Source organism: Kitasatospora sp. NPDC029367 (genome assembly GCF_055569135.1).
On sequence record NZ_JBVHYH010000001.1, the window covers coordinates 403,113 to 420,553 of the forward strand.

The following is a 17,441-nucleotide window of genomic DNA, read 5'->3' on the forward strand; positions in this document are numbered from 1 at the left end:
CGCGTGCCTCCTCGCCCGTGCGGCTACTCGCCCGTGCTGCCGTCGAGGTGCTCGCGCAGGAGGTCGGCGTGGCCGTTGTGGCGGGCGTACTCCTCGATCATGTGGGTGAGGATCCAGCGCAGCGAGAACACCTCCTCGCCGTAGCGGCCCTGGACGTCCAACGACTCCGCGGCGGCGACGAGTTCCCGCGCGTGCGCGCACTCGCGGCGCCAGATCGCGAAGGCCTCCTCCGGGTCGGCGGTCTCGGTTTCCCACTCGGCGAAGCTGCCGTCGGGGTTCTTCCAGAAGCCCGGAACGGCCTCGTCGGCGAGGACGTTGCGGAACCAACTGCGCTCCACCTCGGCGAGGTGGCGGACCAGGCCGAGGAGGGAGAGCCCGGAGGGTTCCAGTACCCGGGTGCGGAGTTGTTCGGGGCTCAGCCCGGCGCACTTCATCGCCAGGGTGTCGCGCTGGTGGTCGAGGAAGCTCGCCAGGGTGGCCCGCTCGTCGGCGGTCCGCAGGGTGGTGGTGCGCTGATCATCGGCCATCGCGCCATCGTGCCGGGCGGTCGGCGGCGCCGCTGACCATTCCACTGGGTGGACGTGTCAGGCCGACCGCTCCAGCCAGCGCACCGCGCCCGCCACGTCCGGTGCCACCGGCAGGCCCGCCGGAACCGGCGGGCGTTCCACCACGACCACGGGCAGCCCGAGTTCACGGGCGGCGGTCAGCTTGGGCGCGGTCGCGGCGCCGCCGCTGTCCTTGGTGACCACCACGTCGATCCGGTGCTCGCGCAGCAGCGCCCGCTCGCCGTCGAGGGTGAACGGGCCGCGGTCCAGCAGGACTTCGAGCGAGGGCGGCAGCGGCGGCTCCGGCGGGTCCACCGAGCGGGCCAGGAAGTGCAGCCCGTCCAGGTGGGCGAAGGCGGCGATGCCCTGGCGGCCGGAGCTGAGGAAGACCCGGCGGCCGAGGCCGGGCAGCAGCGCGGCGGCGGCCGTGAGGGAGGGGACGAGGTGCCAGCGGTCCCCGGCGACGGGCGCGAAACCGGGGCGGCGCAGCACCAGCAGCGGGACGCCGGTGGCGGCGGCCGCGAGCGCGGCGTTGTGCGACATCCCGGCGGCGAACGGGTGGGTGGCGTCGACCACGGCGTCCACCGCCTCGGTCCGCAGCCAGTCGGCCAGCCCGTCCGGTCCGCCGAAGCCGCCGATCCGCACCTCGCCGACGGGCAGCCGGGGTCGGGCGACCCGCCCGGCCAGCGAACTGGTGACCCGCAGGCCCGGCCGGCCGTCCAGTGCGGCGGCCAGCGCCCGCCCCTCCGTCGTCCCGCCGAGGACCAGTACGTGGGTCGGTCGGTGGAGGGGCGCGGACGCCCGGTCCGGTCGACTCATGCGCCGCAGGGCTCGTGCGGCCGCTCGCGGTCCGCCGAGTAGAGGTGGCTGTCGCGGAACTGCTCGGCGGCGAGGGTGCGGCCGACCAGGATGACGGCGGTGCGCACCACGCCCGCCGCCTTGACCTGCCCGGCGATGTCGGCCAGCGTGCCGCGCAGCACCAGCTCGTCGGGGCGGCTGGCCATCGCGACCACGGCGGCCGGGCAGTCGGCGCCGTAGTGCGGGAGCAACTGCTCGACCACGTCGTCCACGTAGCCGGCGGCCAGGTGCAGCACCAGCAGGGCGCCGCTGCGGCCGAGGGTGGCGAGGTCCTCACCCTCCGGCATCGGGGTGGCGCGCTTGGCGATCCGGGTGAGGATGACGGTCTGGCCGACGGTCGGCACCGTCAACTCCCGCTTCAACGCGGCCGCGGCGGCGGCGAAGGCGGGAACGCCGGGGACCACCTCGTAGGGCACCCCGGCCGCGTCCAGCCGGCGCATCTGCTCGGCGACGGCGGAGAAGACGGAGGGGTCTCCGGAGTGCAGCCGGGCCACGTCCCGGCCGGCCTCGTGCGCGGCGACCAGCTCGGCGACGATCTGGTCCAGGTTGAGCTGGGCGGTGTCGACCAGCCGGGCGCCGGGCGGGCACTCGTCCAGCAGCTCGCGCGGGACGAGGCTGCCGGCGTAGAGGCAGACCTCGGCGCGGGCCAGGAGGCGCTGGCCGCGCAGGGTGACCAGGTCGGCGGCGCCCGGGCCGGCTCCGATGAAGTAGACGGTCACGAGGCGTCCTCCTGGGGGGTGTTGGGCTTGACGGCGGACCACTGGGTGACCGGCATGGCCTGCCGCCACCCGGTGAAACCGCCGACCGGGACGGCGTGGGCGACGGCCAGTTTGACCAACTCTCCGCCGTGGCGCCGGTACCACTCGGTGAGCAGTGCCTCGGACTCCAGCGTCACGGTGTTGGCGACCAGCCGTCCGCCGGGGCGCAGTGCGGCCCAGCAACTGTCCAGCAGACCGGGGGCGGTGAGGCCGCCGCCGATGAACACGGCGTCGGGGGCGGGGAGTTCGACGAGTGCATCGGGGGCGCGGCCGGTCACCACCCGGAGCCGGGGCACGCCCAGCGCGGCGGCGTTGCGGGCGATCCGTTCGGCCCGGACGGGGTCGCGCTCGATGCTGACGGCCTGGCAGTCCCGGTGGGCGCGCAGCCACTCGACGGCGATCGAGCCGGAGCCGCCGCCGACGTCCCAGAGCAGTTCGCCGGGGGAGGGGGCGAGGGTGGCCAGGGTGGCGGCGCGGACGTGCCGCTTGGTGAGCTGGCCGTCGCTCTCGTACGCCTCGTCGGGCAGACCGGGGACGAGCGACCTGCGCGGGCCCTCGCCGAGTTCGACGGCGATCAGGTTCAGCGGGTCGCCGGGCGGGTGCGGCCAGTCGTCGGCGCGACCGTCGAGCTCCCGCTCGCGGGCGTCGTCGCCGAGTTGCTCCAGCACGCGCAGCCGGGCGGTGCCGAAGCCGTGCTCGGTGAGCAGGGCGGCGACGGAGGCGGGGGTGCCGGCGTCGGCGCTGAGCACCAGCAGCCGGCGGCCGGGGTGGAGGGCGAGGGCGAGGGTGGCCGACGGCCGGCCGACCAGGCTGACCACCTCGGTCGCCTCCAGCGGCCAGCCGAGCCGGGCGCAGGCGTAGGAGACGGAGGAGGGGTGCGGCAGGACGCGCAGCCGCTCGGCTCCGACGGTCTCGGCGAGGGTGCGGCCGATCCCGAAAAACATCGGGTCGCCGCTGGCCAGTACGGCGATGCGGCGCCCGGCGTGCTCGGCGAGCAGCCCCGGGACGGCCGGGCGCAGCGGGGACGGCCAGGCGAGGCGCTCGGCGGGGACGGCGTCGCGGGGGAGCAGTTCCAGCTGCCGGGTGCCGCCGATGACCACCTCGGCGGACTGCAGGGCGGCCCGGGATCCGGCGGCGAGGCCGGGCCAGCCGTCGGCCCCGATCCCGACGACGGTGATCGGAGGGGGCAGCTCGGGCACCGGGTGGCTCCTCGTGGTTCGTTCCTGCTGGCCGGGGCAGCCTACCTGGCGCTCTGCGGGCGGCAGCCCGGTGGGCTGACAGGTTTCAACTTTCAGCGTTCAACTTTCAGATTTCAGATTTCAGATTTCAGATTTCAACATCTGAAATCTGAAATCTGAAAGTTGAACGCTGTCACCTGTTACCTGTCACCTGCCGGCTCTCACCGGTCGGCCCAGTCCCCCGAGGGGATCAGGGCGGGCCGGGCCCGCAACCGTGCCTCGGCCGCCGGTCCGGCGAGGTACACCCAGGCCTCGCACGGTTCGCCCGCCGCCGTCCGGACCACCAGCCGGCGCCGTACGTACAGCCCCGTACCGTCCGCCCGGCACTCCTCCAGTCGGTCCAGGGCCGCGAGCGCCCCGGGGTAAGCGCCAGGGCGTACGGTGACCAGTTCGCCGACGACCCGGCGCCCGGGCGCCGGGTCCGGCACCGCGTACGGGAACCCCGGGCCCTCGTGCAGGGCGGCGCCCTCCAGTACCGCCGGGCGGATCGCGGCGCAGCGTCCGGCCAGGTGGACGGCGTGGTTGCGGCCGCCGCTGCGCAGGGTGCCGTACACGAAGAACGGCAGGGCCGCTTCCGCCGGTGGGGCCTGCTCGGGCGCGGACACGGGGTTCGACCTCCTCGCTGGGGGGAGCGCCCACGGTACGTGCAGCCGACCGATCCGTGGAACCCACTGGCGCTCCGGGCCGCCGATGCGCTGTCATATCGGATATTCGGCCAGCACCGTCCTAGGGGGACACACATGACATCGCCCGCCTCCCCGTCACCGGCAGCGACCCCCGGCAGCACCCCGCCCGGTCCCACCGCCGCCGTGCCCGCCGCCGCCCCCGTCACCGCGCCTGCCGCTGTGCCTGCCGCCGCCACCGCCGCAGCCCCCGCCCCCGCGCCCGCCGCCCGGCTCTCCGGCGCGGTCTGGGCGGCCCTCGCCGTGGTCTACGTGGTCTGGGGCTCGACCTACCTCGGGATCCGGATCGTGGTCGAGACGATGCCCTCCTTCTTCTCGGCCGCTGCCCGCTTCCTCACCGCCGGACTGCTGCTGGTCGGCTTCCTGCTGATCCGCCAGGGCCCGGCCGGCCTGCGGGTGAGCCGTCGCCAGCTGGCCTCCGCGGCCCTGGTCGGCCTGCTGCTGCTGACCGGCGGCAACGGCCTGGTGGTGCTCGGCGAGACCTCCGTCCCCTCCGGACTGACCGCCCTGCTGGTGGCCGCGGTGCCGCTCTGGATGGTCGTGCTGACGGCCTTCGGCGGCGGGGAGCGCCCGAAGCGCGCCGAGCTGGCCGGCGTGCTGCTCGGCCTGGTGGGCCTCGGCGTGCTGTCCGCCCCCGCGATCGGCGGCTCGATCGAACCGCTGGGTGTGGTACTGATCATCAGCGCCACGCTGTGCTGGGCAGCCGGCTCCTTCGCGAGCAAGAAGATCTCGATGCCGGGCAACGTGCTCGCGGCGAGCGCCTACCAGATGCTGGCCGGCGGCCTCTGCGACCTGCTGGTCGGGCTGGCCCGCGGCGAGCAGCACGGGTTCGACCCGGGGGCCGTCTCCGGCCGGTCCTGGCTGGCCCTCGCCTACCTGGTGCTGTTCGGCTCGCTGCTCGCCTTCACCGCGTACGCCTGGCTGCTGCGCTCGGCCCCGCTGACCCTGGTGGGCACCTACGCGTACGTGAACCCGGTGGTCGCGGTGCTGCTGGGCTGGCTGATTCTGGCCGAGCCGCTGACCGCGCCGACCCTGGTGGGCGGGGCGATCGTGGTGGCCGGGGTCTGTCTGGTGGTGAGCGTCAGCCGGGGTCCGTCGAAGGCCGGTCGGCGCTGATCGGCACCGTGGCCGGGCAGATCGTCCCGACCGGCTGACCCGGACGATCCGCCCGTATCCGCGCCCGCGCCCGCATCCCGTACAGGCCGGTGCCCGCGCCCGCATCCCGTACAGGCCGGTGCCCGCGCCCGCATCCCGTACAGGCCGGTGCCCGCGCCCGCATCCCGTACAGGCCGGTGCCGCGCCCGCGCGGTCAGAGCGCGGCGGGCGGCTTCCCCGTCCACCAGTTGCCCGGTGCCTCCGGGTCGCGGCTGGTCCAGTACTCGACGATCGCGCTGGTGAACTCGGCGGCCGACAGCGTCCCGTCCCCGTCGAGGTCGAGGTGGCGGAAGGCCTCGTCCGCGTCGTCACGGCAGAGCCCGGCGAAGTGGCCGCGCTGGAACACGAAGAACTCGCCGGCGTCCACGGTGCCGCTGCGGTCGGCGTCGGCGACGGTGAGGAAGGCCTCGGCCAGGGCGCCGAGGATCTCCCGGGCGGCCTGCGGGTCGTCGGCGAGTGCGCCGGTCGAGGCGACGAACTGCTCGCGGGTGATGGCCTCCGTGCCGGCGGGCTTTCCGACGAGGTGCAGGTCGTGCCAGACCGTCAGGTAGGCGCGGACGATCACGGCCTCCGCCTCCGAACCCTCCTGGTGGCCGAGCGAGCGGGCCACCGAGTGGCCCATCAGCACGTGGTCCCGCTCGGTGAGCAGACCGTCCCCGTCGGCGTCGAGGTGGTCGAAACCGTGATTGATCTTCGCGATGAGCAGGTCGTCCGACAATGTGCCCCCTTCGGTGGCCGGCGCTGCGGCTCCACGTCCGCGGCGCGTTGAGCGACGTCACGTCGCCAGCACGCTAACGCCTGGAGCCGCGCTCGCGCAGCAGAACGAAACTCGAACGACGGCGCCCGGGCGGCTGCTCAGCCCTCCGGCGCTCAGCCCCCTGGTGGTCGGCCCAGACGTACGACTCCGGCCGCCGCGCCGCCACCCCTGCCCCGCCACCCCCGCACCCGCCGCGCCGCTCAGTGCGCCGCCGCCAGCAACTCCCGGGTGTACTCGGTGTGCGGCGCCTCGAACAGCCGCTCCCGGTCGGTCGACTCCACCAGCCGCCCCCGGTGCATCACCGCCACCCGGTCGCAGAAGTGCCGCACCACCGCGAGGTCGTGCGAGACGAACAGGAAGGCGACGCCGAGCCGCTCCCGCAGCTCCATCAGCAGGTTGAGCACCTGCGCCTGCACCGACACGTCGAGCGCCGAGACCGGCTCGTCCGCGATGATCAGCCGCGGTTCGGGCGCCAGGGCCCGGGCGATGCCGATCCGCTGCCGCTGCCCGCCGGAGAACTCGTGCGGGTAGCGGTCCAGGTGCCCGGCGGGCAGCCCGACCTGCTCCAGCAGCTCGGCCGCGCGCTCGCGCCGCTGCGCCGGGTCCAGCGGGGTGTGCAGCCGCAGCGGGGTGTCGAGGGTCTGGGCGACGGTGCGGCGCGGGTTGAGCGAGGCGTACGGGTCCTGGAAGACCAGCTGGATCTCCCGGCTGAGCCGGCGGCGCAGCTCCCGGTCCGGTCGGGTGACGTCCTGGCCGTCGTAGCGGACCCGTCCGCCGGTGGGGCGTTGCAGCCCGGCCAGCACCCGGGAGGTGGTGGACTTGCCGGAGCCGGACTCGCCGACCAGCCCGAGCGTCTCGCCCGGTGCGATCCGCAGGCTCACCCCCTCCACCGCCCGGACCGGCTCGGCCCGGAGCGAGGGCAGGCGCCGCCGCCCGGGGAAGTGCACGGAGAGCTCCTCCACCTCCACCAACCACCGCCCAGGGCGCTCGGTGCGCCCGGTGCGCCCGGTGCGCCCGGTGCGCCCGGTGCGCCCGAGGCGCTCAGGATGCCCAGGGCGCCCGGCCGCCGTCGGCCTGGGCGCGAACTTCCGTGTGGGCGACGGATCGTCGACCGTCGGAAGCGCGCTGCCCGGTACCGAGTCCAGCCGCAACGCCGCACCCACCAGGGCGCGGGTGTACGGGCGGCGCGGCGCGGCGAGCAGCTCGTCGGTCGGCGCGGACTCGACCTCGGCGCCGTCGCGCAGCACCAGGGTGCGGTCCGTCGTCCCGGCGACCACGCCGAGGTCGTGGCTGACCAGCAGCACCGCCGTGCCGTGCTCGCGCTGCAATTCGCCCAGCAGGTCGAGGACCTGGCGCTGGACCCGGGCGTCCAGTGCGGTGGTGGGCTCGTCCGCGACCAGCAGCTTGGGGTCGTTCATCAGCGCCATCGCGATCATCACCCGCTGCCGCATCCCGCCGGAGAACTGGTGCGGATAGTCGCGCAGCCGGGCGGCGGGGATGCCGACCCGCTCGAGCATCGCGGCGGCCTGTCGGCGGGCCTCGGTCCGCCCGGCCTCCGGGTGGTGCAGCCGGTACCTCTCGGCGAGTTGGGCGCCGACGCCGTGGAAGGGGCTGAGCGAGGTGAGCGCGTCCTGGAAGACCAGTGCGGCCCGGCCGCCCCGGACGCCGCGCAGTACGGACTCCCCGGCGCCCACCAACTCCGTTCCGTCCAGCCGGATCGAGCCGGTGACGGTGGTGGTCCGCGGGTCGTGCAGGCCGAGCAGGGCCAGTCCGACGGTGGACTTCCCGGAGCCCGACTCGCCGACCAGGCCGAGGACTTCACCCGCCGCGAGGTCGAAGGACAGGCCCCGGACGGCGGTCACCGGGGCGCCGCCGCGCGGATCGGCGAACTCGACCGTCAAGTCCCGCACACTGAGCACCGGTTCGGCGTTCACCGCATGACCACCTTGGGATTCGGGAGACTTCATCGTTGCGGTTCCTCTCAGCCCAGCCGGATGCGCGGGTCGAGCCAGGCCACCGCCAGGTCCGCCAGCGCGACGAACAGCACCACGAAGCAGGCGGCCAGCAGCACCGCGCCGACCACGGCCGGCAGGTCCTGCCCGGACACCGCCTGGGCGGCGAACCGGCCGACCCCGTTCAGCCCGAACACCGTCTCGGTGATCACCGCCCCGCCGAGCAGCACCCCGGCCTCCAGTCCGAGCAACTGCACCAGCGGCCCGGCGGCCCCGCGCGAGGTGTACTTGAGGTGGGCGCGCAGCCGCCCCAGCCCCTTGCCGCGGGCGGTGCGGACGTACTCCTCGTTCATGGTCTCCAGCAGCTGGGAGCGCGAGAGCCGGGCGAACACGGCCGAGTTGACGAAGCCGAGGACGAGCCAGGGGAGCAGCATCCCGCCCGCCCAGGCCGCCGGGTCCTCGCCCGGCGGGGTGTAGGAGGGCAGCGGCAGCAGGCCCGTCGAGTACACCAGCGCCCACTGCGCGAGGTAGCCGAGGAAGTAGATCTGCACGCTCGCGCCGACCAGGGTGAAGCCGGACAGCAGCCGGTCGGTGCGGCGGCCGTGCCGCAGCGCGGAGACGAACCCGGTGCCGAGGCCGAGGACCAGCAGGACGGCGAGCGCCCCGGCGGTCAGCGAGAAGGTGACCGGCAGGTGCTCGGCCAGCGCCTCGGAGACGGGCTGGTGCAGCCGGTAGGAGTAGCCGAGGCAGGGGGCCGCACACTGGATGACCGAGCCGTCCACGTCGTTGACGTCCCGCCCGGCGACCACACCGACCAGGTAGTCGGTGTACTGGGCGAGCAGCGGCTGGTCCAGGCCCATGCTCTGGCGCACCGCCGCGATCTGTCCGCTGTCGCAGCGCGGGCCGCAGGCGGCCCGGGCGGGGTCGGCGGGCGCGGCGTAGAAGAGGGCGAAGGCGGCGGCGGAGACCGCGAGCAGGACGCCGAGCGCCTGGAGGGTCCGCCGCAGGGCGAAGGAGAGCATGGCCGATCCGGGGTCGACGGGACGGGAGCAGGACGGGAGCGGGACGTGCAGGGCGGGGAGGTCCGTTCCCGCGGGCAGCGGGCAGCGGGCAGCGGGCAGCGGGCAGCGGGAACGGACCTCAGGCCCTCAGTCCTCAGCCCCTCAGGACTTCAGGTACAGCCAAGTCAGCCCGACCGCCCCGTAGATCGGGTGGATGACCGCCCCGCCGACGTTGCTGCCGCGCAGCTGGTTGACCGTCGGGTAGGTGAGCGGCAGCACCGGCAGGTCCTTCATCACGGTCTGCTCCAGCGCGTACAGCTCCTTGGCCTTGGCGCGCGGCTCGCCGATCTGGTTGATCCGGTCGATCTCCTTGTCGACCGCAGGGTTGCGGTAGCGCGCGGAGTTGATGTCGCTGCCGGCCCGGCCGTCGAAGGAGAACGGGATCAGCGTGGACGGGGTGGGCCAGTCGACGGAGCTGGTCTCCTCGAACAGGTCGTACGGGGAGTCCGCCCGGTGCACCTCGTCCAGGAAGGCCTTGGGGTCGATCGGCTTGGGCACCACGGTGATGCCCGCCTTGCCGAAGCCGTCCACCAGCACCTGGGCGACGCGCTGCCCGTCCGGGGTGTTCTTGTACGCGTAGGTCAGGCTCGTCGGTGCCTGCCCGGCCTTGGCGAGCGCGGCCTTGGCGGCCTCCGGGTCGCCCGCGGGCCGGGCCGGGTCGAGGTCGTACTTCTGCCAGTCGATCAGCGCGGGCGAGCTGAGCGTGGTGGCCAGCTCGCCGGTCCGGGAGCCGCCCTGTATCTGCCGGGCCTGCTGGCGCGGGTAGGCGAGGTTGAGCGCCCTGCGCACCTCGATGTCCGGCACCCGCTCGTTGTTGATCACCAGCTGGGTGACGAAGGCGCCCCGGCGGCCGGAGACGACCAGGTCCTTGGCCTTGGGGTCGGTGTCGGTGGTCTGGTACAGCTCGGGGGAGAGCTCGTCGGAGGCGGTGGTGGCGTTGGCGCCGCCGTCCCGCCCGGAGAGGATCTGCTGGTTGCCGTTGAGCGCCTCCTTGCCGTACGTGAACACGAACCTGTCCGGGTACTGGTTGCGGATCGGGTCGGTGTCCGCCTTCCAGGCCGGGTTGCGCTCCAGCACCATGCGGGTGTTCTGGACGTGCTCGACGATCCGGTACGGGCCGGTGGCGAACGGCAGCCGGTCGTAGTCCGTCCCGGTGTCCTTGTCCCGGCGCACCGGCGAGGAGGAGGACTGCGCGGCCATGTACGGCACGTCGGCCTGCGGCTGCGGGAAGTGGAGGACCAGGGTGCGCTCGTCCGGGGTCTGGATCGCGTCCAGGTCGCCGGCCTGCGGTCCGGCGTACTTGGCGCGCGCGGCTTCGTAGCTGGCCTCGCCGGTGAGCCACTGCGGCCAGTACGGCGGGCCGACCTCGTAGCCCTTGCCGAAGGTGCGCTCGATCCCGTACTTGACGTCCTGGGCGGTGATCGGCTTGCCGTCCTCCCAGGCCACGCCCTCCTTGAGCCGGTACGTCCAGGTGCGCCCGCCGTCGGTCGGGGTGCCGGTGTCGGTGGCCAGGTCGCCGACCAGCTTGGCCTTGCCGTCGACGACCTGGTACTGCGTCAGCTGGCGGCCCCAGAGCAGCGAGGCGTTGTACCCGGCGCCCGCGTAGACCTTCTGCGGGTCCAGGTGGCGGAACTCGACGCTGTTGTACACGTTGACCGTGCCGCCCGGGCGGGCGCCGGGGACGGCCGGGGCGGGGCCCGCGCTGTCCTTCTCGGTACCGAGCGCGGCGGTCAGTGGCGAGGTCTCCTTGGCCGGGGCCCCGCCTGCGGCGGAGCCGGTGCTGCCCGCGCCGGCCGAGCAGGAGGTCGCCAGCAGGGCGGTGGCGATGACGGCGAGCGACGGTTTGGTCCAGCGCATGACGAATCTCTCCTTGCCCCGACTCGTTCGGATCGGGGCGGGCTCGGATGGTTGATCAGGGGAGGGGGACGCAAGGAAGGGGGAAGCGGAAGGAGCGGGGGAAGCGGAGGGGCTCAGCGGGCGCGGCGCGGGTCCAGGGCGTCCCGGACGGCGTCGCCGAGCAGGTTGAAGGCGAGCACGAACACCAGCAGGGCCGCGCCCGGGAAGACCAGGTACGTCGGGTCGGCCTGGAAGACCTCCGAGCCGCGCGAGATCATCCGCCCCCAGTCGGGGACGGGCTCGGTGACGCCGACGCCGAGGAAGGACAGCGCGGCCTCGGAGGCGACGAAGGTCGGTACGGCCATGGTGGCGTGCACGATCAGCTGGGAGCGGACGTTCGGCAGCAGTTCGTGGACGACGATGTGGAAGCGGCTCGCACCCTGCGCCCGGGCGGACTGCACGAAATCCCTTTCCCGGAGCGAGCGGACGGTGGCCCGGAGGGAAAGTGCGAGCGGAATCCAGCCGAACGCGGAGAAGACCAGGATCAGCACCAGGAACTGCATCCACTCCGGTTCCGCGGCGCCCGGATCGACCAGTCGGGACTGGATCACCGGGCTGAGCGCGAGCAGCAGGAGCAGGGTCGGAAAGGCCAGCAGCACATTGGCGAGGAACCCGAACAGCCGGTCCGCGATCCCGCCGAGGTAGCCGACCGCGACCCCGGCCAGCACGCCGAGCGTGGTGGTCACGGCGGCCGCGGCGAAGGCGATCAGCAGCGAGGTGCGGATGCCGTACAGCAGCTGGGTCAGCACGTCCCGGCCGAGGCCGGGCTCCAGGCCGAACCAGAACTCGCCGGATATCCCGCCGTTCGGCAGTACGGGCAGGCCGCCGTCGCTGAGCAGGCCCGGAGTGTTCTGGCCGTAGTGCTCGACCGGGTTCTTCCCGTACAGGGCGGCGACCAGCGGCGCGGCCAGGGCGAGCAGCAGGAACAACAGGACGACGGCGCAGGCGGCGGCGCCGACCCGGTCGCGCAGCACCCGGCGCAGCAGGCTCGGTGCGGCGGGCCCGGGGGTCGGGCCGGTAACTGCGACTTTCTCGACCGCTGCCATGAGAGGCGTACTCCCCGAATTTCTCCGCCGCCCCATGGGTGAGGGTGCGCTGGTGGGCATTTCCGAACCGGCTCCCGGGGGTTTCCCGGCGGCCGTTCGAGCGACATCAGATCGGATGCGTCCGGCCTTCCGCAAATCACCGGAAGGCACGTCGCGGCAATTCCTTCCGGACTGTTTCGGGAATTGTGGCGGCTTCATTTCCCCGCAACACGGCCGTTGCGGGAGAACGGACATACCGCATCGAAGCGGACCGCCCGTTCCGCATTCTGAGACCTCCGCCACAGTCCCCGGGGTATTGGTACGATCCCGGAGGACCGCGACTGGCGCGTAGGGATGGAATCGACCATCGGGAAGCGGTCCCGTGGATCCTCACGTCGTTGCCGAGCGCCTGGGCCGCCCGCATCCCCACCAGGAGACCGCCATGGCCCAGCACCCCGAGTCCGACCGGACCCCCGCGCAGTCGCAGCCCCAGCCGACCCCCGCCCAGCCGCACACCACCGCGAGCCCCGCCGCCGACACCTCCTTCCGCAGCGCCCTGGACGTGGTGGCCGGCGTGGAGCCCCGGATCGCCGCCGCCATCGGCCGGGAGCTGGAGGACCAGCGCGCCTCGCTCAAGCTGATCGCCAGCGAGAACTACGCCTCCCCGGCCGTCCTGCTCGCCATGGGCAACTGGCTCAGCGACAAGTACGCCGAGGGCACCGTCGGCCGCCGCTTCTACGCCGGCTGCCGCAACGTCGACACCGTCGAGGCGATCGCCGCCGAGCACGCCCGCGAGCTGTTCGGCGCCGAACACGCCTACGTCCAGCCGCACTCGGGCATCGACGCCAACCTCACCGCCTTCTGGGCGGTGCTCTCCCAGCGGGTCGAGAGCCCGGCCCTGGAGCGGGCCAAGGTACGCAACGTCAACGACCTCACCGAGCAGGACTGGGCCGAGCTGCGCCAGGAGCTCGGCAACCAGCGGATGCTCGGCATGTCGCTGGACACCGGCGGCCACCTCACCCACGGCTTCCGGCCCAACATCTCCGGCAAGATGTTCGAGCAGCGCAGCTACGGGACCGACCCGGTCACCGGCCTGATCGACTACGACGCGCTGCGCGAGACCGCCCGCGAGTTCCGCCCGCTGATCCTGGTGGCCGGCTACTCCGCCTACCCGCGCCTGGTGGACTTCCGCCGGATGCGCGAGATCGCGGACGAGGTCGGCGCGACCCTCATGGTCGACATGGCGCACTTCGCCGGCCTGGTCGCGGGCAAGGTGCTGACCGGCGACCACGACCCGGTGCCGCACGCCCACATCGTCACCACGACCACCCACAAGTCCCTGCGCGGCCCGCGCGGCGGCATGGTGCTCAGCACCGCCGAGCTGGCCGAACACGTCGACCGCGGCTGCCCGCTGGTGCTCGGCGGCCCGCTCTCGCACGTGATGGCCGCCAAGGCCGTCGCCCTCGCCGAGGCCCGCCGCCCCGAGTTCCGGTCCTACGCCCAGGCCGTGGTCGACAACGCCCGGGCGCTCGCCGAGGGCCTGCTGCGCCGCGGCGGCAAGCTGGTCACCGGCGGCACCGACAACCACCTGGTGCTCGCCGACGTCTCCGGCTACGGCCTGACGGGCCGTCAGGCCGAGGCGGCGCTGCTGGACTCGGGCATCGTCACCAACCGCAACTCCGTCCCGCAGGACCCGAACGGCGCCTGGTACACCTCGGGCGTGCGGCTGGGCACCCCGGCGCTGACCACCCGCGGCCTGGGCGCCGCCGAGATGGACGAGATCGCGGCCCTGATCGACACCGTCCTGCGCGGCACCACCCCCACCACCGCGGCCAACGGCGCCCCGTCCAAGGCGAACTACGCGCTCGACGAGGCCCTCCGCGACGGTGTCGCCAAGCGCGCCGCCGACCTGCTGGCCCCGTTCCCCCTCTACCCGGGCGTCGACCTGGTCTGACCGGACCGGCAGCGCCGGTCGTGACTCCGGGCCGCCGAAGGGAAGTTCGGCGGCCCGGCGGTCAAACCCCCTAGTACTGGAGCGACTTGTACTGCAGGAACTCCTCCAGCCCGTGCCGACCCAGCTCGCGGCCGAGCCCGGAGTCCTTGTAGCCGCCGAACGGCGCCAGCGGGTTGAACCGGCCGCCGTTGAGGTCCACCTGTCCGGTGTCCAGGCGGCGGGCGAAGGCGGCGGCGGTGTCGGTGTTCGCCGCCCAGACGCCGCCGGCCAGCCCGTAGGCCGTGCCGTTGGCGATCTCGACCGCGTGGTCCTCGTCGCGGTAGGGGAGGACCGCCAGGACGGGCCCGAAGACCTCCTCCTGGGCCACCGTCATCTCCGGGGTGACGTCGGCGAGGACGGTCGGCCGGACGTAGTGGCCGGTGGGGAGTTCGGCCAGCGGCTCCGGGCCGCCGGCCACCAGCCGGGCGCCCTGGGCGAGCGCGCCCTCCAGGTAGCCGCGCACCCGCTCCAGCTGCCGGGCGTTGACCAGCGGGCCGATCCGGGTCCGCGGGTCGGCCGGGTCGCCCGGGACGTACTTCTCGGCGGCCTTGGCGGCGAGCGCGAGCGCCTCCTCGTACTGGTCCACGTGCACCAGCAGCCGGGTCCAGGCGCTGCACGTCTGGCCGGAGTTGGCGAAGACGTTGGCGACGTTCACGTTCACCGCCCGGGCCAGGTCGGCGCCCGGCAGCACCACGTTGGCGGACTTGCCGCCCAGCTCCAGGGCGACCCGCTTGAGCCCGCGCCCGGCCGCCTCGGCGACCTGCCGGCCGACGGCGGTGGAGCCGGTGAAGGACACCACGTCCACCTCCGGATGGGCGGCGAGCGCCGCGCCCGCGACCGCCCCGGTGCCGGTCACCAGGTTGAACACCCCGGCCGGGAAGCCGGCTTCGTCCACCAGCCGGGCGAACACCCGGGCCACCAGCGGGGTGTCCTCGGCCGGCTTGAGGACCACCGGGCAGCCGGCCGCCAGCGCCGGGACGACCTTGGCGACGATCTGGTGCAGCGGGTAGTTCCACGGCGTGATCGCCGCGACCACCCCGGCCGGCTCGGCGAACACCACCGAGTTGCCGATCCGCTCCTCGAAGGAGTACCCGGCCAGCAGGCTCAGGTAGGAGGTCGCCACGGTCAGCGGCAGCCCGGCGTGCACGGCTCCCGCGAAGCCGACCGGGGCGCCCAGTTCGGCGACCACGGTCGAGGTGATCTCCGCCTGGGCGTCGGCCAGTCCGTCCCGCAGCCGGGTGAGCAGCGCCAGCCGCTCCTCGCGGGTGGTGGCGGCCCAGCCCCGGGCCGCCCGGCGGGCCGCGGTAACTGCGGCGTCAACGTCGGCCGCAGCGCCGGCCGGCACGGTGGCGAGCACCTGCTCGGTGGCTGGGTTGAGCACGGGGATCGTGCCGGAGTCCCGGGAGGGCCGCCAGGCGCCGTCGATGTACTGGTCGCCGTACTCCGCGTACTCCTGCTGCACGGATCATCCTTTCAGCTGGTCAGCCGCTCTTCGGCCGACTGTGCGAGTCGGAAGGTCAGTCAAGGCGGCCGGACAGCCGCGCGCAAGAGCCAATCCCGCCGAGCTGACCGGCCGGTCACTCGGGGGCGAACCGTGCGGTGTACTCGTCGAACGCCTCGATCCCGACCTGCGCCCGGCGTTCGTCCAGCCGCTCCGGGTCCTCGCACGGCCAGGGCACCTGCCGGCCGTCCACCACCGCACCGATCTGGGTCCCGTACCGCTGCTCCCGGCCCTCGTTGACGGCCAGTCGGTCCTGGAGGAAGGCCAGGTCACGGGCGCTTGCGGCGCCCTCCGCGACCGCCTCGGCCATCAGCTCCACCGCCCGCCGCTGGACGTCCAGTTGGCGGTCCGCGTGCTGGGCGAGCAGCCAGGCGGCCCGGGCGGCCTCGGCGCCGACGGCCCGTTCGGTGGGCCAGCCGTGCTCCGCCACGATCTCCGAGAGCCGGTCCCCGTGCCGGGCGGTGAGCCGCCGCCAGAGGGCCTGTTCGGCCAGGTCGGGGCTGTGCGCCAGCCGCGCGGCCGCGTTGTCCTCGGCCATCATCGCCACCAACTCGGCGGCGATGGAAGAGTTCTGAGTACAAGTCAGGTCCTGCTGTTCCGTCGTCATACCGATCCGCTCCCCGCGTCCGGGCCCGCCGTCCGGGCCGCCCGCTCCACGGTAGGCGCGGCAGATGCGACGAAGATCATCCGCAGGGCCGGTGACACGGGGTGGCCGTTCGGGACAGAATGGACGTACGCCACCCGCCGGGCCGTGTTCAGCTCCGGCCGCGGGACGGCCGAGCAGATGGGTGAGCGGGACGGATGAGCGGACGGGTGAGCGGGTGGACGCCCCGGACGGAGCACCCGGACGGAGCCCCCGCTTCCGGTTTGCGGCGGACTCCGCGGCGGGGGCCTACTGTCGATGGGGAGCGCCCCGCGCACGAGCGGTGGTCCGGTTCGGGCCCGGGGCCGGGCCGGCCGTCACCGCGCCGAGGTGCCGGCTCAGGACCCGCAGGTCATCCGTACTGCTAAGGAGCATCCCGTGACCGACACCGCGTTGAAGGGCGAACCGCAGCAGCCCGGCGGACCGGCCGTGCTGGACGACGTTCCGGGATGGTTCTGGGACCACGACCGGCACTCCTTCGAGTGGTTCCTCGGGCGCCAGGCGCGGCTGGGCGTCACCGGCGACCTCATGGAGATGGGCGCCTACCTCGGCCGCAGCGCGATCGTGATCGGGGAGCACCTCCGACCCGGCGAGACGTTCACTGTCTGTGACCTGTTCGACTCGGACGCGCCGGACGAGGAGAACTCCGGCGAGATGGAACACTCCTACCGGAAGACGCTGACCCGGTCGGCCTTCGAGGCCAACTACCTGTCCTTCCACGACCGGCTGCCGGACATCGTCCAGGCCCCGACCTCGGCGCTCGCGGGCGGACGGGTCCCGGCGGGGGCCTACCGCTTCGTCCACATCGACGCCTCGCACCTGTACGAGCACGTGGTGGGCGACCTCCAGGTGGCCCGGACCGCGCTGCGGGACGAGGGCGTCGTGGCCCTGGACGACTACCGGGCCCAGCACACCCCCGGCGTCGCGGCGGCGACCTGGGAGGCCGTGTTCAACCACGGACTCCGGCCGATCCTGCTCACCGAGTGCAAGTTCTACGGCACCTGGGGCGACCCGGAGCCGTTCCAGCGCGACCTGCTCGACCGGGTCGGCCTCGCGGTCGGCTGCGAGCTCAGCACCGAGACCCTCAACCACCGGCAGGTGCTGCGGATGACCGGCAGCTCGGAGGGCATCCAGCCGTTCCGCCCCTCCCGGCACCGGCCCCCGGGGATCGGGGCGCCGGTGCCCGGGGACGCGGACCGGACGGCCCGGGACGAGGCCGCGCTGGAGCTCGCCGCCCGCCGCGCCCGCGCCGCCGAGGCGCGCCGCCCGGTCAACGTCGCCAAGCGCGCCGCCAAGGACCTGCTGCCCCCGCTGGTCACCTCGGCGATCCGCCGCGCCCGGAGCCGTGCGCGGAGCCGCTGACCGGAGTCGCTCCG

15 protein-coding genes and 1 riboswitch are annotated in these 17,441 nt (G+C 73.9%); of the genes, 3 read left to right on the forward strand and 12 right to left on the reverse strand.

All coding sequences use genetic code 11. From position 1 onward, the window contains the following. Positions 1 to 23: 23 nt before the first annotated feature. The 5 genes from ACZ4W5_RS01815 to ACZ4W5_RS01835 form a co-directional block, all read right to left on the reverse strand. Positions 24 to 527, reverse strand: a complete 504-nt coding sequence (locus ACZ4W5_RS01815) for a DinB family protein (RefSeq protein ID WP_465652071.1) — start codon at positions 525 to 527, stop codon at positions 24 to 26. A gap of 57 nt (positions 528 to 584) precedes the next feature. Next, on the reverse strand, positions 585 to 1,364 hold the full coding sequence (locus tag ACZ4W5_RS01820; RefSeq protein ID WP_465652073.1) for a cobalt-precorrin-6A reductase: 780 nt from the start codon (positions 1,362 to 1,364) through the stop codon (positions 585 to 587). Next, the gene (gene cobM, locus ACZ4W5_RS01825; RefSeq protein ID WP_465652075.1) at positions 1,361 to 2,122 is read right to left on the reverse strand and encodes a precorrin-4 C(11)-methyltransferase; all 762 of its coding nucleotides are present in this window, start codon (positions 2,120 to 2,122) and stop codon (positions 1,361 to 1,363) included. The genes ACZ4W5_RS01820 and cobM overlap by 4 nt, the downstream gene beginning before the upstream one ends. Beyond that, entirely contained in the window at positions 2,119 to 3,360 is a 1,242-nt protein-coding gene (cbiE, locus tag ACZ4W5_RS01830; RefSeq protein ID WP_465652077.1) for a precorrin-6y C5,15-methyltransferase (decarboxylating) subunit CbiE, read from the reverse strand. The genes cobM and cbiE overlap by 4 nt, the downstream gene beginning before the upstream one ends. A 200-nt stretch (positions 3,361 to 3,560) precedes the next feature. After that, on the reverse strand, positions 3,561 to 4,004 hold the full coding sequence (locus tag ACZ4W5_RS01835) for a gamma-glutamylcyclotransferase family protein (RefSeq protein WP_465652079.1): 444 nt from the start codon (positions 4,002 to 4,004) through the stop codon (positions 3,561 to 3,563). A 135-nt stretch (positions 4,005 to 4,139) separates the two neighbouring features. Between ACZ4W5_RS01835 and ACZ4W5_RS01840 the strand changes: the two genes are divergently transcribed. Further along, positions 4,140 to 5,198 (forward strand): EamA family transporter, encoded by a 1,059-nt coding sequence (locus ACZ4W5_RS01840; protein ID WP_465652081.1) that lies wholly within the window; start codon positions 4,140 to 4,142, stop codon positions 5,196 to 5,198. Positions 5,199 to 5,391: 193 nt separating this feature from the next. On the opposite strand, the gene ACZ4W5_RS01845 is transcribed toward ACZ4W5_RS01840, so the two are convergent. The 5 genes from ACZ4W5_RS01845 to ACZ4W5_RS01865 form a co-directional block, all read right to left on the reverse strand. Continuing rightward, on the reverse strand, positions 5,392 to 5,955 hold the full coding sequence (locus tag ACZ4W5_RS01845; RefSeq protein WP_360238831.1) for an EF-hand domain-containing protein: 564 nt from the start codon (positions 5,953 to 5,955) through the stop codon (positions 5,392 to 5,394). Between the two features lie 239 nt (positions 5,956 to 6,194). Then, positions 6,195 to 7,928, reverse strand: coding sequence for a dipeptide ABC transporter ATP-binding protein (locus ACZ4W5_RS01850; protein WP_465652084.1), 1,734 nt, complete (start codon positions 7,926 to 7,928; stop codon positions 6,195 to 6,197). Positions 7,929 to 7,975: 47 nt separating this feature from the next. Then, on the reverse strand, positions 7,976 to 8,968 hold the full coding sequence (locus tag ACZ4W5_RS01855) for an ABC transporter permease (RefSeq protein WP_465652086.1): 993 nt from the start codon (positions 8,966 to 8,968) through the stop codon (positions 7,976 to 7,978). A gap of 141 nt (positions 8,969 to 9,109) precedes the next feature. Continuing rightward, positions 9,110 to 10,864, reverse strand: coding sequence for an ABC transporter substrate-binding protein (locus ACZ4W5_RS01860; protein ID WP_465652088.1), 1,755 nt, complete (start codon positions 10,862 to 10,864; stop codon positions 9,110 to 9,112). Between the two features lie 113 nt (positions 10,865 to 10,977). Beyond that, complete coding sequence (locus ACZ4W5_RS01865) at positions 10,978 to 11,949, reverse strand: ABC transporter permease (protein ID WP_465652090.1); 972 nt, start codon at positions 11,947 to 11,949, stop codon at positions 10,978 to 10,980. Positions 11,950 to 12,255: 306 nt separating this feature from the next. Then, positions 12,256 to 12,350, forward strand: a riboswitch (ZMP/ZTP riboswitch). A 20-nt stretch (positions 12,351 to 12,370) separates the two neighbouring features. Here ACZ4W5_RS01865 and ACZ4W5_RS01870 point away from each other — a divergent pair. After that, the gene (locus ACZ4W5_RS01870; RefSeq protein ID WP_465652092.1) at positions 12,371 to 13,882 is read left to right on the forward strand and encodes a glycine hydroxymethyltransferase; all 1,512 of its coding nucleotides are present in this window, start codon (positions 12,371 to 12,373) and stop codon (positions 13,880 to 13,882) included. A gap of 70 nt (positions 13,883 to 13,952) precedes the next feature. Here the strand turns inward: ACZ4W5_RS01870 and ACZ4W5_RS01875 are convergent, their stop codons facing one another. Together ACZ4W5_RS01875 and ACZ4W5_RS01880 are read right to left on the reverse strand one after the other, a co-directional pair. Then, positions 13,953 to 15,383 carry an aldehyde dehydrogenase family protein gene (locus ACZ4W5_RS01875; protein ID WP_465652094.1) on the reverse strand — a complete coding sequence of 477 codons (1,431 nt, stop codon included), beginning with the start codon at positions 15,381 to 15,383 and terminating at the stop codon, positions 13,953 to 13,955. A 115-nt stretch (positions 15,384 to 15,498) separates the two neighbouring features. After that, positions 15,499 to 16,029, reverse strand: coding sequence for a DUF6624 domain-containing protein (locus ACZ4W5_RS01880; RefSeq protein ID WP_465652095.1), 531 nt, complete (start codon positions 16,027 to 16,029; stop codon positions 15,499 to 15,501). 414 nt (positions 16,030 to 16,443) lie between these two features. Between ACZ4W5_RS01880 and ACZ4W5_RS01885 the strand changes: the two genes are divergently transcribed. Next, positions 16,444 to 17,427 carry a class I SAM-dependent methyltransferase gene (locus ACZ4W5_RS01885; RefSeq protein WP_465652097.1) on the forward strand — a complete coding sequence of 328 codons (984 nt, stop codon included), beginning with the start codon at positions 16,444 to 16,446 and terminating at the stop codon, positions 17,425 to 17,427. Positions 17,428 to 17,441: the final 14 nt, after the last annotated feature.

Coding starts and splice junctions, on each gene's coding strand:
- ACZ4W5_RS01865 (WP_465652090.1), bottom strand. CDS start 11,949: ATGGCAGCGGTCGAGAAAGTCGCAGTTACCGGCCCGACCCCCGGGCCC.
- ACZ4W5_RS01870 (WP_465652092.1), top strand. CDS start 12,371: ATGGCCCAGCACCCCGAGTCCGACCGGACCCCCGCGCAGTCGCAGCCC.
- ACZ4W5_RS01815 (WP_465652071.1), bottom strand. CDS start 527: ATGGCCGATGATCAGCGCACCACCACCCTGCGGACCGCCGACGAGCGG.
- ACZ4W5_RS01860 (WP_465652088.1), bottom strand. CDS start 10,864: ATGCGCTGGACCAAACCGTCGCTCGCCGTCATCGCCACCGCCCTGCTG.
- ACZ4W5_RS01840 (WP_465652081.1), top strand. CDS start 4,140: ATGACATCGCCCGCCTCCCCGTCACCGGCAGCGACCCCCGGCAGCACC.
- ACZ4W5_RS01880 (WP_465652095.1), bottom strand. CDS start 16,029: ATGACGACGGAACAGCAGGACCTGACTTGTACTCAGAACTCTTCCATC.
- ACZ4W5_RS01855 (WP_465652086.1), bottom strand. CDS start 8,968: ATGCTCTCCTTCGCCCTGCGGCGGACCCTCCAGGCGCTCGGCGTCCTG.
- ACZ4W5_RS01820 (WP_465652073.1), bottom strand. CDS start 1,364: ATGAGTCGACCGGACCGGGCGTCCGCGCCCCTCCACCGACCGACCCAC.